Here is a 13,627-nt window from a genome sequence, read left to right on the forward strand (position 1 = left end):
GAAAAACCCCTTTCCGGCTCGCTACTGTTGTCGCGACTGATTTGCAATAGCGTTGCGACCGATTCGCAAATTGCGTTTTCAGTGGCTTGGAAAAGCGGTTCACCGTTCGCGTCTGAGCGGTGGTCCTGATAGGGTGTTGCCATGGACTTCTTCCCCGCCCTTACCGACGCGCACCGCGCGTTCGTCGAACGCCAGCCCGTGTTCTTCGTCGCGACCGCGGCCGAGGGCGCGCGGATCAACCTAAGCCCCAAGGGGATGGACAGCTTCCGCGTGCTCGACGCTGGCACCGTCGCCTATCTCGACGTCGGCGGCTCGGGGAACGAGACCAATGCGCATCTTGCCGCCGACGGACGCATTACGATCATGTTCTGCGCGTTCGATCGCCCCGCGCTCATCTTCCGCATCTATGGGCACGGCACCGCGGTACTGCCGCAGGACGATCGCTGGGACGCGCTCTATGCGCAGTTCACGCCGTTGCCGGGTACGCGGCAGATCTTCGAGATCGCGGTCGACCAGGTGCAGACGAGCTGCGGATGGGGCGTGCCCGTGATGACGCTCGATCGCGAACGCCAGACTCTGTCCAAATATCACGCCGGGCAGAGCGACGCCGAACGGCTCGCCGAATGGGCCGAGCATCCGCGCAGCATCGACGGTCTGCCGACGCGGGTGCCGACGGTCGCGCCCGGTGCGGCCCGATGAGTCTCGCCGAGCTTGGCCGCTACAGCCGCAACGAGGCGCTGATCATCGCCGGTCGGCTCGAAAGCGAAGGCATCGCCGCGATCGTGTTCGACGGCGACATGGCGATCGGCGACGGCAGCGATCTGTTGATCCCGGTCCGCGTGATGGTCGACGCCGACGATTTCGCCGAGGCACGCGCGATCATTCCCGACCGGTGAGCGAATAACCGTCCGGCGGCGCGCTGCCCGTTTTTGAGGCAATCGGCGCGCGCTGCACAGTTTCTAGCGGCCCGGCGCATCCGGCACCCCGTTCCCGCCCCGTCCCGCACCTTGCCGGTAAACTGGCACGGTCGTTGCGTTGTGTTCGGCGTAACAAGGGGAAGGGGCGCGATGAAACTCGTCATTGCCATCATCAAGCCGTTCAAGCTCGACGAGGTGCGCGAAGCGCTCACCACGCTCGGCGTGGCGGGCATGACGGTCACCGAGGTCAAGGGGTTCGGCCGGCAAAAGGGTCAGACCGAGATTTATCGCGGTGCCGAATACACGACCAACATGGTGCCCAAGATCAAGGTCGAGGTCGTGTGCGCGACGAGCCTGGTGGACCGCGTGGTCGAGGCGATCCAGGCATCGGCCAACACCGGCGCGATCGGCGATGGCAAGATCTTTGTGGTCGACGTCAGCCAGGCGGTGCGCATCCGCACCGGCGAAACCGACGACTCGGCGCTCTGAGGGGAGGGGGACACGATGAAGCATGACATGAAGACAGCCGCCGCGGCGGTTCTGGGGTTCGGTGCCGCGCTGGTCGCCGCCGCGCCCGCCTTTGCGCAGACGGTCGCCGCACCCGCGGCCGCGCCCGTCGTCGCCACCGTCAACAAGGGTGATACCGCCTGGATGATGACCTCGACGATCCTCGTCCTGATGATGATCCTGCCGGGTCTCGCCCTATTCTACGGCGGTCTTACCCGGTCGAAGAACATGCTCTCGACAATGACGCAGATCGGCGCGGTCGCAGCACTCGCGATGCTCATCTGGGTGATGTGGGGCTATACGCTGGCCTTCGGTCCCGACGTGACCAATCCGCTGCTCAGCAATTTCATCGGCAGCCTCGACAAGGCGTTCCTCAAGGGGATCACCCCGGCTTCGCAGGCGGCGACGTTCACCGCAGGCGTCGAGATTCCCGAATATGTCTTCGTCTGTTTCCAGATGACCTTCGCCGCGATCACGATCGCGCTGGTGCTGGGCTCGGTCGTCGAGCGGATGAAATTCTCCGCGGTGATGGTGTTCGGCCTGGTCTGGCTGACGATCGTCTATTTCCCGATCGCGCACATGGTCTGGGCCGCGTCGGGCTATTTCTTCAAGGCTGGCGCGCTCGATTTCGCCGGCGGGACCGTCGTCCACATCAACGCGGGCGTTTCCGCGCTGGTCGCCGCACTGATGCTCGGCAAGCGGATCGGCTATCCCAAGGAGCCGATGGCGCCGCATTCGCTGGTGATGACCGGGATCGGCACCGGGCTGCTCTGGGTGGGCTGGTTCGGCTTCAACGCCGGCTCCGCGCTCGAGGCGAACGGGTCGGCGGCACTGGCAATGATCAACACCTTCGTCGCGACCGCGTCGGCCGCGTTGTTCTGGATGCTCGCGGAGCGGCTGTCGGGTCACAAGGGTTCGGCGCTCGGCTTCTGCTCGGGCATCGTCGCAGGGCTGGTCGCGGTGACGCCGGCGGCGGGCAATTCGGGCCCGTTCGGTGCGATCGTGCTGGGCGCGATCGCCTCGCTGATCTGCTTCATGGCGGTGTCGAAGATCAAGCCGCTGCTCGGCTATGACGACTCGCTCGACGCGTTCGGTATCCACGGCATCGGCGGCATGGTCGGCGCGATCGGCACTGCGGTGGTCTATGCGCCGTCGCTCGGTGGCCCGGGTGCCGCCGACTATGCGATCGGTGCCAAGCTGCTGGTGCAGATCCAGGCGGTTCTTGTCACGATCATCTGGGCCTCGGTCGGCACCGTGATCGCGATCCTGATCGCCAAGGCGGTCACCGGCCTGCGCGTCTCGCCCGAAGTCGAGGTCGAGGGTCTCGACATCGGCGAGCATGGCGAGCGTGCCTATAACTGATCCTGTTCGGTAGCGGGCCGCCCGAGCCCGCACCCACGATGTTCCTCCTGCGGACAACCTGGCCCGGTGCGCACAACGCACCGGGTCTTTTTTTGCGTGTCGATCGCGGTGCCGGCAGGGTGGCCGCTAGACGCCGATGTTCCTGGGAGCCAGCCGCCGGATATCGAGCACGTCGACCCGCGAGAGCATCACCGCGCCGAGCGTCCGGTCGCCGGTCTCGACGAGGATTCCCTCCTGCGTCGCGCGCACCGTCCGCCAGGTGACCTCGCGCACCGCGATCCGCTTGCCGACACGCTTGACCGCGGCGACACGGCCATCGTCCGCGACGGCGAGCGCACCGCGCCCATCGGCGCCGACGACGGCCCCTGACACGGCAAAGCCCGGCAGTTGCGCCTGCGCCGCCTCGGCGGCCTCCTCGGCGGTCTCGATCCGTATCACGCGCCGTTTCCGGGCCGTTGCCCAGCCGATACCGCCGACCGACGCCACCAATGCCGCGACCGCAGCCCCGATCACCGCGGGGCCGAGCGCGATCGGGATCATCGCGGCCCTGCGAGCGCGTCCAGCATCGGGCGGATCCCGCGCAGGTCATAGCCCGCGTCCTCGGCCTGCGCGAGCAGCAGGTTGGGATTGCGCCCCGCCTTAGCCGCGGCCAGCGCCCACAGATTGCAGCTCCGCGTGCCCGACCGGCAATAGGCGAGGACGGGGCCTTTGGCCTCGGTCAGCGCCTGGGTCATCGCGTCGATCTGTGGATGCGAAAAGCCCGCATGCGTCACCGGGATCGCGACATAGTTCAGGCCGGCTGCCTCGGCCGCCGCACGGATCGCGTCGCCCGAAGGCTGTCCCGCATCCTCGTCGTCGGGGCGGTTGTTGACGATCGTCTTGAACCCCGCCGCGGCAATGTCCGCGACCTGCTCGACCGCGATCTGCGGCGCGACCGAAATGCTTTCGTTGATGTGCCGGATCATGCGGACTCGCGGATAACTGCCAGAAAGGCATCCCCATAGGCGTCGAGCTTGCGCGCGCCAATGCCCGATAGCACCGCGAGCGCCGCGCGCGACGCGGGCCGCTGCGCCGCCATGTCACGCAGCACCGAGTCGTGGAAGATCACATAGGGTGGAACGCCCGCGTCCTTCGCCAGATCGCGGCGGCATACGCGCAGCGCCTCGAACAGCGGATCGTCGACCGGGTTCGGCACGGCCCCCGGTGCAGCCTTGCGCCGCCGCTCGCGCTTGGGCGGCACGATCACCGACAGCGCCGCCTCGCCTTTCAGGATCGCCTTGGCCGCCGGTCCGAATTCGAGGCCGCCGTGTGGATTGGTGCGCAGCGCGTCCTTCAACATCAGCGCGCGCGAGACCGGTTTCAGCAACGCCACCTCGTCGCCCTCGACGATCCCGTAGACCGACAGCGCCTCGTGCCCGTTCATCAGGCTGCGCTCGCTCGACACGCCCGTCAGGATGCCCTCGATATAGCCGACGCCGAACATCTGCCCCGTCCGGAACACCGCCGACAGGAATTTCCGCGCGGTCTCGGTCGCGTCGACCGCATCGACATTGCCAAGGCAATTGTCGCAATTGCCGCAATCCTCGAGCCGCTCCTCGCCGAAATGCTTGAGCAGAATGCGGCGCCGGCACCCCGCGGTCTCGACCAGCCCGCCCATCGCGGTCAGCCGCTGGCGCTCGCCCGCTTGCCGCTCGGGTTCGACCTCGCCGATCCGCTGGCGGGCGCGCGCGAAATCCTCCGCGCCCCAGAACAGATGCGCGATCGCCGGATCGCCGTCGCGCCCCGCGCGCCCCGTTTCCTGATAATAGGCCTCGATCGATTTCGGCAGCCCAGCATGCGCGACGAACCGCACGTCGGGCTTGTCGATCCCCATCCCGAACGCGACCGTGGCGCAGATCACCATGTCCTCGCTCGCGACGAAATCCGCCTGGTTCTTCGCGCGCACCTGCGGATCGAGCCCGGCATGATAGGCGCGCGTCGGCCGCCCGCTGCGCCCCAGCGCCTCGGCCAGCTTCTCGGTCGCCGCGCGTGTCTGCGCATAGACGATCCCCGGCCCCGGGATCTTCTCGAGAATATCCGCGATCTGCCGGTTGACGTTGTCGCGTGCCGAGATCGCATAGCGGATGTTCGGCCGGTCGAACCCCGACACGATCAAGCCGTCCTGCGAGATCCCCAGCTGTTCGAGGATATCCGCGCGCGTGTGCGCATCCGCGGTCGCGGTCAGCGCGAGCCGCGGCACGTCGGGAAAGCTGTCGAGCAACGGCCGCAACAGGCGATAGTCGGGGCGGAAGTCGTGCCCCCACTCGCTGACGCAATGCGCCTCGTCGATCGCGAACAGCGAGAGCTTCGCCTGCGACAGCAGATTGCGGAAGCTCTCGTTCGAGGCCCGCTCGGGCGCGACGTACAGCAGATCGAGATCGCCCGCGCGGAACCGCGCGATCGTCTCCTCGCGATTGGTATCGACGCTCGTCAGCGTCGCCGCCTTGATCCCCACCGCGGTCGCGGCACGCAGCTGGTCGTGCATCAGCGCGATCAGCGGCGACACGACCACGCACGTCCCCTCGAGCATCGTCGCCGGCAACTGGTAACACAGCGACTTGCCAGCCCCGGTCGGCATCACCGCCAGCGTCCGCTGCCCCGCAAGCACGCGGTCGACGACATCGCGCTGCACGCCACGAAAATCAGGAAAGCCGAAGATGCGCTGGAGATCGGGAAGGGGGTCGAGTGCCATCGCCGTCTAGGTAGCGATCCCCGCTGCGATGTCGAGGATAGCGCGGGCCTTATCGCGCCGGTGCACCGGGGTCTGGCATCCCGACCATTTAGCATGCACCTCCCCGGCGGAGGCCGGGGCCCAGTTGGAAAGGTGGTCGTAACAACGGGACGCCCTTTGTCAGCAACGTCTCCCAACTGGACCCCGGCCTCCGCCGGGGAGGTGCAACCACCGCCGAGCCCTCGCGTAAACTTAGCCGTATTGCTAATTAGCGACTTTACGAATAAACAAAGCGCATGGACTCGGTCTTCGACGCCCTTGCACACCCGACCCGCCGCCGCATCCTCGAGCTGCTGAAGGGCGGCGCGATGACCGCAGGGGCGCTGGCCGACGCGTTCGCGGTGTCGAAACCGACCATGTCCAATCATTTCGCCAAGCTGAAAGCCGCCGGCCTGATCCAGGCCGAAAGCCGCGGCACGTCGATCGTCTACACGCTCGATCTGTCGGTGATGGAGGAGGTGGTGATGGGCTTCATGGGGCGGCTTCGCGTCGGTGCCGCGGATAACGATAAGGGGGACGAGACATGCGCTACCGAAACCTCATCATAGCCTCTGCAGTGACTGCGGCTGGGCTCGCGATCGTCGCCGCGGTCGCGCTCGGGCGGTTGCCGGCGGGGACGCAACTGCCGACGCATTGGGGCCCTGATGGGCTGCCCGACCGGTTCGCCGATGCAGAAACTGCTCTGTTCATGCCTGTCGCGCTGACGGTCGTGGTCTCGCTGGTGATGGCGGCGCTGCCCTCGCTCGAACCGATGCAGGACAAGCTCGAACAATCCGCTCCGCTCTACCGCACGGCCTGGGCCGGGCTGCTCGGAATCCTGATACTGGTCGAGGCGATGGTCGCCGCGCCGGCCTTTGGCATCACGCTGCCCGCGACGACGATGCTGGTCGGGATCGGGGTGCTGTTCGTGGCGCTCGGCAACGTCCTGCCGAAGTCGCGCCCGGGATTCTTCGTCGGCATCCGCACGCCCTGGGCGATCATGGATCCTGATAACTGGATCGCCACGCATCGTTATGGCGGCCGTATCATGATGGGGGCGGGGTTCGGGTTGATCCTCGTCGGGCTGCTGCCGATGCAGGGCGAAACGCGCACGTCGTTCGTCATCGCGCTGCTGCTCGTGATGGTCGCGACGCCAATCCTTTACTCGTTCTTCTACTGGCGGCGGACGCACCGGGCAGGGTAGGCCTTGTCGCGTGCAGCAAAAACGGATGCGTCGCTACTCGGCCGCCAGCGCCCCGTCATCCTGCCCCGCACGCTCCTGCGCCTGGCGGTTCCACATCTCCGCATACACGCCCTCGCGGCGCAGCAGCTCGGCATGCGTGCCCTTCTCGACGATCCGCCCCGCCTCCAGCACGACGATCTGGTCCGCATGCACCACGGTCGACAGCCGGTGCGCGATCACGATCGTGGTGCGGCCGCGCTCGATCGCCTCGAGCGTGTCGAGGATCTCCGCCTCGGTGCGGCTGTCGAGCGCGGACGTCGCCTCGTCGAGGATCAGGATCGGCGGGTTCTTCAGCAGCGTGCGTGCGATCGCCACGCGCTGCTTCTCGCCGCCCGACAGCTTGAGGCCACGCTCGCCGACGCGCGTCGCATAGCCGAGCGGCTGGCGTTCGATGAACCCCGCGATCGCCGCGCCCTTCGCTGCCGTCTCGACCTCGGGCATCTCCGCCCCCTCGCGGCCATAGGCGATGTTGTAGCCGATCGTGTCGTTGAACAGCACCGTGTCCTGCGGCACAATCCCGATCGCCGCCCGCAGCGATGCCTGGCGGACCTGCGCAATGTCCTGTCCGTCGACGGTGATCCGACCGCCCGTCAGGTCGTAGAAGCGGTAGAGCAGCCGCGCGAGCGTCGACTTGCCCGCGCCCGACGGTCCGACCACCGCGAGCGTCGATCCCGCGGGCACGTCGAGCTCGAGATCGCGCAGGATCGGCCGGCCCGCATCATAACCGAACGAGACATTCTCGAACCGGACATGCCCTGCGCTCACGGCCAGCGCGGGCGCATCGGCCACGTCGACGACGGTCGCGGGCGTATCGATCAGGTCGAACATCGCCGCCATGTCGAGCGCGCCCTGGCGGATCGTGCGATACACCATGCCGAGCAGGTCGAGCGGCCGGAATAGCTGCGCCAGCAGCGTGGAAACGAAGACCACGTCGCCCGCCGACGCCTCGCCCCGGCTCCACCGCCACACGACGAAGCCCATGCCGCCCGCGAGCATCAGATTGGTGATCAGCGCCTGGCCGAGGTTCAGCCACGCGAGCGAATTCTCGCTTTTCACCGCGGCTTCGGAATAGGCGGTGATCGCGCTGTCATAGCGCTTCGCCTCGCGCTCCTCCGCGCCGAAATATTTGACCGTTTCGAAATTCAGCAGCGAATCGACCGCATGCGCGACGGCACCGGTATCGAGGTCGTTCATGCGTGCGCGGAGGGCATTGCGCCAGTCGGTGACCATCCGCGTGAACGCGATATAGCCGACCACCATCACGACCGTCGCGACGACCAGCGGCCAGCCGAACTTGGTCCAGAACAGGCCCAGCACCAGCACGAGTTCGAACAGCGTCGGCGCGATGTTGAACAGCAGGAAATACAGCATCGTGTCGATGCTCTTGGTCCCGCGCTCGACCACCTTGGTCACAGCACCAGTGCGCCGTGACAGATGGAAATCGAGGCTCAGCGCATGGAGATGGCGAAACACCTGCGCGGCCAACCGCCGCGACGCGTCCTGTCCGACACGCTCGAACACCGCGTTGCGCAGATTGTCGAACAACGTCGTTCCGAACCGCGACGCCGCATAGCCGATCACCAGCAGCGCGACGAGCGTCAGCGCGCCGCGGTCGTTCCCCGCCATCCGGTCGACCGCATATTTCAGCGTGAAGGCCGCGCCGAACACCTGCACCAGCTTCGACGCGATCACGAGCAGCATCGCGACGACGATCCGCACCTTCAGCTTCGGCTGCCCCGCCGGCCACAGGAATGGCAGAAAGCGGCGGAGCGTCGGCAGCAACGGCTGGTCCGCGCGGGTGGAGGTGTAGGTATCAGGGGGCATTGCTGGTGGTGATGTAGGCGTGGTCAAGCCCCGGCGAAAGCGGTTGGCGGAACAATCCTGCCACTTCGTCGCTTTTCATACCGTGTCCAACGCCGGGCACGGCGATCCGCTGGAGAATGAAATGGAACCGCTGTTCTACGTCATGGCCATCATGGGTTGCAGTGACGGCAATATGAACTGCACCGAGGCACGGGTCGTGCCGGCGCGGTACGAAACGATGGCGCAGTGCCGCGCGGCGTTGCCGGATCAGCTCGCGCAGAACACCGACGTTCCCTATCCGATGATCGGCGCCAACTGCCGCACCGCGGGCGCGCAGATCGCCGTGACAGGCAAGGCCAAAATTAGGGGCTGATATGCCGGTTCACGCGTGTTCGAGTTCGCCTCTTCCCCGTTCGTGCTGAGCGAAGTCGAAGCACAGACCCCGAACGGAGGCCCTTCGACTTCGCTCAGGGCGAACGGATGAGGGGTGAGGCGTGAAAGACGAAGCTACCGCGGCCGTGTCCACAGCCTCGGATCGCGCGGCGTACGCGGATACAGCCGCTCCCGCGCCGCTGCTTCCCGGGCGGCTCTCGCGATAAATCCCAGCTTCTGCGCCCCCGACGTCGTAACGCGGTGATCCCAGGCATGCTCGCCACGCGCCGCGACGGCCCGCCCGATTGCGCCATAGATACCGGCCGCCGACAGCACGGCCCAGGCCGACCGGAACGACAGCGCGGGCGTGCCCTCCCGTGCGCTCGCCTCGAACGCCGCCGCGCGGTCCGCCATCCGTTTCGTGAGTACCGCGAGGCGTGCGCGGAACGGCGGCTTCATGTGCTGGCCCGGCGGAAAGTCCATCTCGACGAGCCAGTCCTCGGGCAGGTAGCAGCGCCCGACCCGGTCATCCTCCTCGACATCGCGCATGATGTTGGCGAGCTGGAATGCCATTCCCAGGTCACAGGCGCGGTCGAGTGTGTCCTCGTCCTCGGGATCAACGCCCATCGCGATCGCCATCATGCAGCCGACGACGCCCGCGACATGGTAGCAATATTTGTACAGGTCGTTTTCGGAGCGCGGTCGCCACTCGCGCGCATCCAGCGCGAAGCCCTCGACCAGATCGCGCGCGAACCGCTTGGGCATCCGCGTCTCGGCCGCGACGATCCGCAGCGCGTCGAATGCGGGTTCGCCGACGACCTCGCCCGCCAGCGCCTGCTCGGTCATCGCCGACAGCGTGACGAGCCGCGCCGGGGCATCGTCGACCACGGTCATGCCGTGCCCGTGATCCTGTCCGTCGGCGATATCGTCGCACCGCCGGCACCAGGCGTAGAGCAGCCACGCACGCTCGCGCGTCGGCTTGTCGAACAACAGGCTGGCGGCCGCGAAACTCTTCGAGCCGCGCGCGATCGATTCCTTCGCCGTCGCGACGATCGCTTCGCGGGTAGGGGAGGGGGAGGTCATGCCGCCACCTTTACTACCACCCCGGCGAAGGCCGGGGCCCAGGTGGGAAAGCGAGTGTAACAACGCGTAGAGCGAGCCAATCCGCGTCCCCCAACTGGGCCCCGGCCTTCGCCGGGGTGGTGCAGGATAGTGTGCGGCCTCAAGACGTTCACAGATCCGACGCGTTCATCCGGACGATCGGCTGCGTCGGCACATGCTCCGCCATCCGGTCGAGCAGCAGGTCGAGCGTATCCGCGACGATCAGCAGGTCGCGGTGCTGCGGTCGCAGGAAGCCGACCTCGCCCATCTTGTCCCAGAACGCGATCAGATGGTCGTAATAGCCCGCGGTGTTGAGCAGCCCGACCGGATCCGCATGATAGCCGAGCTGCGCCCAGCTCAGCGCCTCCCACAGCTCGTCCATCGTGCCCGTACCACCGGGAATCGTCACGAACCCGTCCGACAGGTCGGTGAACATCTGCTTGCGCTGATGCATGCCCTGCACGACGTGGAGCTCGGTCAGCCCCCGGTGCGCGACTTCGGCATCGACCAGCGCCTGCGGGATCACGCCGATCACCTCACCGCCACCCTCAAGCGTGCCGTCGGCGATCGCGCCCATCAGGCCGGTGCGGCCACCGCCATAGACGAGGCCGATTCCGCGCTCGGCAAAGGTCCGTCCCAGCGCGCGTGCGCCTTCGATATACAGGGGATCAGCCGGCGTCGCCGACCCGCAATACACAGCAAGTCTTTTCATGTGGCCTCGCTAGGGGAAGCGCGCGTGGTGCCGCAAGAAAAGAATGGGTTCGCGCGGAGACGCGGAGAACGCGGAGGTGTTGCGGTCCGGACAGCGCCTGCACTGTCTTAACGTCCGTTCCGCGTTAAGGTGGAGACACGGTCGCTTCGCGACACGCATCACCTCCGCGTCCTCCGCGCCTCCGCGCGAACAAACCCTTACTGCTCGCCCTCAAGCATCAGACGCGCCGTCGCCTTGGCACTCCCGACGACGCCAGGAATCCCCGCCCCCGGGTGAGTCCCCGCGCCGACGAAGTACAGATTCGGGATATGATCGTCGCGGTTGTGCACGCGGAAATAGGCGCTCTGCGTCAGCACCGGCTCGAGCGAGAAGGCCGAGCCCAGATGCGCGTTCAGATCCTGTGCGAAATCCTTCGGCGCATAGCTGAACTTGGTCACGATCCGGTCGTGGATATCGGGGATCAGCCGCCGGCCGATCTCGTCGAGGATCCGCTTTTCCAGGATCGGGCCGATCTCGTCCCAGTCGACCGGGAATTTGCCGAGATGCGGCACCGGCGCGAGCGCATAGAAGGTCGAATGCCCCTCCGGCGCCAGGCTGGGATCGGTGACGGTCGGGTGGTGGAGATAGAGCGAGAAATCTTCCGCCAGCACGCCGTGATCGTAAATGTCCGACAGCAGCCCCTTATAGCGCGGCCCGAACAGGATCATGTGGTGCGGAATGCCCGGCCACGTGCCCTTGATCCCGAAATGCACGACGAACAGCGACGGGCTGTACTTCTTGCGTTCGAGCGACGCCTTGGTCCGCTGTCCGCTGCGCGACGTCGCCAGCAGGTCGCGATAGGTGTGCATGATGTCGCTGTTCGCCGCCACCGCATCCGCCTGGCCCGACCAGCCGCTCGCCGTCGTGACCCCGGTCGCGCGGTCGCCCAGCGTCTCGATCGAGGTGACTGGGTCGTCGAGCCGCAGCACGCCGCCCAGCCGCTCGAACTGGGTCACCAGCGCCGCGACCAGCCGGTTGGTGCCGCCGCGCGCGAACCACACGCCGCCGTCGCGCTCCAGCTTGTGGATCAGCGCATAGATCGCGCTGGTCGTCATCGGGTTGCCGCCGACGAGGAGCGTGTGGAACGAGAGCGCCTCGCGCAGCTTCTCCGATTTCACGAAGCTCGACACGATCGAATAGACCGAACGCCAGGCCTGATATTTTGCCAGTGCCGGCGCCGCCTTGATCATCGATCCGAAGTCGAGAAACGCGACATGGCCGAGCTTCTCATAGCCTTCGTGAAACACGCCGGCGGAATAGGCGAGGAACTTCTCATAGCCCGCCCAGTCGCCCGGATGCAGCTTCTCGATCTCCGCCCGCATCTGCGTATCGTCGTTGGTATAATCGAAATTCGTCCCGTCCGCCCAGTTTAGCCGGTAGAAGGGCAGCACCGGGTCGAGCGTCACATCCGCGCTCATGTCGTGCCCGCTCAGCGCCCATAGTTCGCGCAGGCAGTCGGGATCGGTGATGACGGTCGGGCCCGCATCGAAGGTGAAGCCGTCGCGCTCCCAGTAATAACCACGCCCGCCCGGCTTGTCGCGGCTCTCGACGATGGTCGTCTGGACGCCTGCGGATTGCAGCCGGATCGCGAGCGCCAGCCCGCCAAACCCTGCGCCGATGACGATAGCTGTCTTCATGATCTCATACTGCCTGCGATGGCGCGGACGGCGCGCACGATGGGGACGGGGGGCTTGCCGGTCAGGATCCGCGCCTTGTCGGTCATGGTCGAACGTCCGGCATAGAAACGGCCTATCAGCGAAGGGGAGAGGCGATAGAAGCGCTCGAGGATCCGGTAGCGTTCCTCAGGCTCCGCCGCGCGGAACAGCATCGTGTCGAGCATCCGGTAGAAACCGCGGCTTTTCCACGTCGCCTGCGCCATCGCATAGGTCGCGTCGTGCAGCCGTGCGCCCGAGAAATCCCCCAGCGCCGCGATCATCGACGCGGTCCGCACCGCATCGGGCAGCGAATAGCCGGTGGTCGGGTGGAACATCCCCGCGCGCATCCCCGCCTTGGCGACGCGCGCGCCGGTCGAGCGCCAATAGGCCTCGAAATCGCCGCCCATCGCCACCGGCAGCACGCCCGATTCCTCGCGCTCGATCCGCTTCACCGACCAGCCGCGCTCGGCGACATAGGCGTCGATCCGGTCGCGGAGCACGGGCAGATCGAGATCGGGCGTGTCGCTGTAATAGGTGTCCTCGACGAACATCCGCCGCGCCTTGAACGGCAGGCAATAGACGAAGCGATAGCCGTCGAGCTGTTCGACGCCCGCATCCATCACCATCGGCCGCGGTGCCTTGTGCATCGCGTCGAGTAGCAGCTCGCGCCCGAGGAATTTCTGCCACGCCAGATCGAGCAGCGTGAGGTCGCCCGGCCCGCGTGCGTCGATCACCCCGGTCGCCTCGATCCGGTCGCCATCGCTCAGCACCACCGCGGTCGCGCTCGCGCCGCTGACCTTGCGGTCGAGCATCAGCGCGTGCGGCGGCAGGACGCGGCGTACCTCGCGGTCGAGCTGGACGCTCTCAATCGAATTGTAACGCGCGTCGATGGTCCGCGCATGCCCTGGAAAGCGCACGTCATAGCCCTGCCAGCCATGCACCACGAGCGGCGCGACGATCCATCGGTCCGCCGCCGCAACGTCGCTGTCGAAGAACGACCAGAGGTGGTTGCCGCCGACCGTCGGGGCGGCATCGACCAGTCGCACGTCGAGCGCCGGATGCTTCGCTTTGAGCGCCAGCGCGATCATCCCGCCGGCCAGGCCCGCGCCAACGATCGCGACGTCGCAGGAGATCGTCGATGCCATGGCTCCGACTAGCGCAAACCGG

15 protein-coding genes are annotated in these 13,627 nt (G+C 66.7%); 7 read left to right on the forward strand and 8 right to left on the reverse strand.

The genetic code is table 11. The features are described from left to right. Positions 1-141 precede the first annotated feature (141 nt). The 4 genes from IFT54_RS01845 (at position 142) to IFT54_RS01860 (ending at position 2,786) form a co-directional block, all read left to right on the forward strand. Entirely contained in the window at positions 142-699 is a 558-nt protein-coding gene (locus IFT54_RS01845) for a pyridoxamine 5'-phosphate oxidase family protein (RefSeq protein ID WP_031439289.1), read from the forward strand. Then, the gene (locus IFT54_RS01850; protein ID WP_031439290.1) at positions 696-896 is read left to right on the forward strand and encodes a putative signal transducing protein; all 201 of its coding nucleotides are present in this window, start codon (positions 696-698) and stop codon (positions 894-896) included. Before IFT54_RS01845 ends, IFT54_RS01850 begins: the two co-directional genes overlap by 4 nt. A gap of 171 nt (positions 897-1,067) precedes the next feature. Then, the gene (locus tag IFT54_RS01855) at positions 1,068-1,406 is read left to right on the forward strand and encodes a P-II family nitrogen regulator (protein WP_031439291.1); all 339 of its coding nucleotides are present in this window, start codon (positions 1,068-1,070) and stop codon (positions 1,404-1,406) included. A 27-nt stretch (positions 1,407-1,433) separates the two neighbouring features. Beyond that, positions 1,434-2,786: an ammonium transporter gene (locus IFT54_RS01860; protein WP_244648458.1), complete on the forward strand. Its 1,353-nt coding sequence runs from the start codon at positions 1,434-1,436 to the stop codon at positions 2,784-2,786. Between the two features lie 126 nt (positions 2,787-2,912). Here IFT54_RS01860 and IFT54_RS01865 read toward each other — a convergent pair whose 3' ends face one another. The 3 genes from IFT54_RS01865 to recQ are packed head-to-tail and all read right to left on the reverse strand — an operon-like array spanning position 2,913 to position 5,517. Beyond that, the gene (locus tag IFT54_RS01865; protein ID WP_056406723.1) at positions 2,913-3,326 is read right to left on the reverse strand and encodes a hypothetical protein; all 414 of its coding nucleotides are present in this window, start codon (positions 3,324-3,326) and stop codon (positions 2,913-2,915) included. Further along, a complete protein-coding gene (locus IFT54_RS01870) occupies positions 3,323-3,751 on the reverse strand; it encodes a TIGR01244 family sulfur transferase (RefSeq protein WP_056406725.1) in 429 nt (142 codons plus the stop codon). Before IFT54_RS01870 ends, IFT54_RS01865 begins: the two co-directional genes overlap by 4 nt. Continuing rightward, positions 3,748-5,517: a DNA helicase RecQ gene (recQ, locus tag IFT54_RS01875; RefSeq protein ID WP_031439294.1), complete on the reverse strand. Its 1,770-nt coding sequence runs from the start codon at positions 5,515-5,517 to the stop codon at positions 3,748-3,750. The genes IFT54_RS01870 and recQ overlap by 4 nt, the downstream gene beginning before the upstream one ends. Positions 5,518-5,792: 275 nt before the next feature. Here recQ and IFT54_RS01880 point away from each other — a divergent pair, with 275 nt between their 5' ends. Together IFT54_RS01880 and IFT54_RS01885 are read left to right on the forward strand one after the other, a co-directional pair. After that, entirely contained in the window at positions 5,793-6,104 is a 312-nt protein-coding gene (locus IFT54_RS01880) for a metalloregulator ArsR/SmtB family transcription factor (protein WP_056673357.1), read from the forward strand. A gap of 8 nt (positions 6,105-6,112) precedes the next feature. After that, a complete protein-coding gene (locus IFT54_RS01885; protein WP_192069409.1) occupies positions 6,113-6,739 on the forward strand; it encodes an SdpI family protein in 627 nt (208 codons plus the stop codon). A gap of 33 nt (positions 6,740-6,772) precedes the next feature. On the opposite strand, the gene IFT54_RS01890 is transcribed toward IFT54_RS01885, so the two are convergent. Beyond that, on the reverse strand, positions 6,773-8,602 hold the full coding sequence (locus IFT54_RS01890; protein ID WP_192069410.1) for an ABCB family ABC transporter ATP-binding protein/permease: 1,830 nt from the start codon (positions 8,600-8,602) through the stop codon (positions 6,773-6,775). A gap of 19 nt (positions 8,603-8,621) precedes the next feature. Here IFT54_RS01890 and IFT54_RS01895 point away from each other — a divergent pair, with 19 nt between their 5' ends. Further along, the gene (locus IFT54_RS01895; RefSeq protein ID WP_244648462.1) at positions 8,622-8,954 is read left to right on the forward strand and encodes a hypothetical protein; all 333 of its coding nucleotides are present in this window, start codon (positions 8,622-8,624) and stop codon (positions 8,952-8,954) included. 134 nt (positions 8,955-9,088) lie between these two features. On the opposite strand, the gene IFT54_RS01900 is transcribed toward IFT54_RS01895, so the two are convergent. The 4 genes from IFT54_RS01900 to crtY form a co-directional block, all read right to left on the reverse strand. After that, positions 9,089-10,036, reverse strand: coding sequence for a phytoene/squalene synthase family protein (locus IFT54_RS01900; RefSeq protein ID WP_192069411.1), 948 nt, complete (start codon positions 10,034-10,036; stop codon positions 9,089-9,091). A 148-nt stretch (positions 10,037-10,184) separates the two neighbouring features. Further along, the gene (locus tag IFT54_RS01905; RefSeq protein ID WP_037529815.1) at positions 10,185-10,766 is read right to left on the reverse strand and encodes an LOG family protein; all 582 of its coding nucleotides are present in this window, start codon (positions 10,764-10,766) and stop codon (positions 10,185-10,187) included. Between the two features lie 197 nt (positions 10,767-10,963). Then, positions 10,964-12,442, reverse strand: a complete 1,479-nt coding sequence (locus IFT54_RS01910) for a phytoene desaturase (RefSeq protein WP_031394044.1) — start codon at positions 12,440-12,442, stop codon at positions 10,964-10,966. Then, complete coding sequence (crtY, locus tag IFT54_RS01915) at positions 12,439-13,605, reverse strand: lycopene beta-cyclase CrtY (RefSeq protein ID WP_031394043.1); 1,167 nt, start codon at positions 13,603-13,605, stop codon at positions 12,439-12,441. Before crtY ends, IFT54_RS01910 begins: the two co-directional genes overlap by 4 nt. Positions 13,606-13,627: the final 22 nt, after the last annotated feature.

This window comes from Sphingomonas sp. CFBP 13714, from assembly GCF_014842205.1.
In the GTDB taxonomy this organism is placed as follows: domain Bacteria; phylum Pseudomonadota; class Alphaproteobacteria; order Sphingomonadales; family Sphingomonadaceae; genus Sphingomonas; species Sphingomonas aerolata.

Bases quoted from the DNA above. Each gene is read 5' to 3' on its own strand.
- IFT54_RS01845 (WP_031439289.1), top strand. From the start codon at position 142: ATGGACTTCTTCCCCGCCCTTACCGACGCGCACCGCGCGTTCGTCGAA.
- IFT54_RS01850 (WP_031439290.1), top strand. From the start codon at position 696: ATGAGTCTCGCCGAGCTTGGCCGCTACAGCCGCAACGAGGCGCTGATC.
- IFT54_RS01855 (WP_031439291.1), top strand. From the start codon at position 1,068: ATGAAACTCGTCATTGCCATCATCAAGCCGTTCAAGCTCGACGAGGTG.
- IFT54_RS01860 (WP_244648458.1), top strand. From the start codon at position 1,434: ATGAAGACAGCCGCCGCGGCGGTTCTGGGGTTCGGTGCCGCGCTGGTC.
- IFT54_RS01865 (WP_056406723.1), bottom strand. From the start codon at position 3,326: ATGATCCCGATCGCGCTCGGCCCCGCGGTGATCGGGGCTGCGGTCGCG.
- IFT54_RS01870 (WP_056406725.1), bottom strand. From the start codon at position 3,751: ATGATCCGGCACATCAACGAAAGCATTTCGGTCGCGCCGCAGATCGCG.
- recQ (WP_031439294.1), bottom strand. From the start codon at position 5,517: ATGGCACTCGACCCCCTTCCCGATCTCCAGCGCATCTTCGGCTTTCCT.
- IFT54_RS01880 (WP_056673357.1), top strand. From the start codon at position 5,793: ATGGACTCGGTCTTCGACGCCCTTGCACACCCGACCCGCCGCCGCATC.
- IFT54_RS01890 (WP_192069410.1), bottom strand. From the start codon at position 8,602: ATGCCCCCTGATACCTACACCTCCACCCGCGCGGACCAGCCGTTGCTG.
- IFT54_RS01900 (WP_192069411.1), bottom strand. From the start codon at position 10,036: ATGACCTCCCCCTCCCCTACCCGCGAAGCGATCGTCGCGACGGCGAAG.
- IFT54_RS01905 (WP_037529815.1), bottom strand. From the start codon at position 10,766: ATGAAAAGACTTGCTGTGTATTGCGGGTCGGCGACGCCGGCTGATCCC.
- IFT54_RS01910 (WP_031394044.1), bottom strand. From the start codon at position 12,442: ATGAAGACAGCTATCGTCATCGGCGCAGGGTTTGGCGGGCTGGCGCTC.
- crtY (WP_031394043.1), bottom strand. From the start codon at position 13,605: ATGGCATCGACGATCTCCTGCGACGTCGCGATCGTTGGCGCGGGCCTG.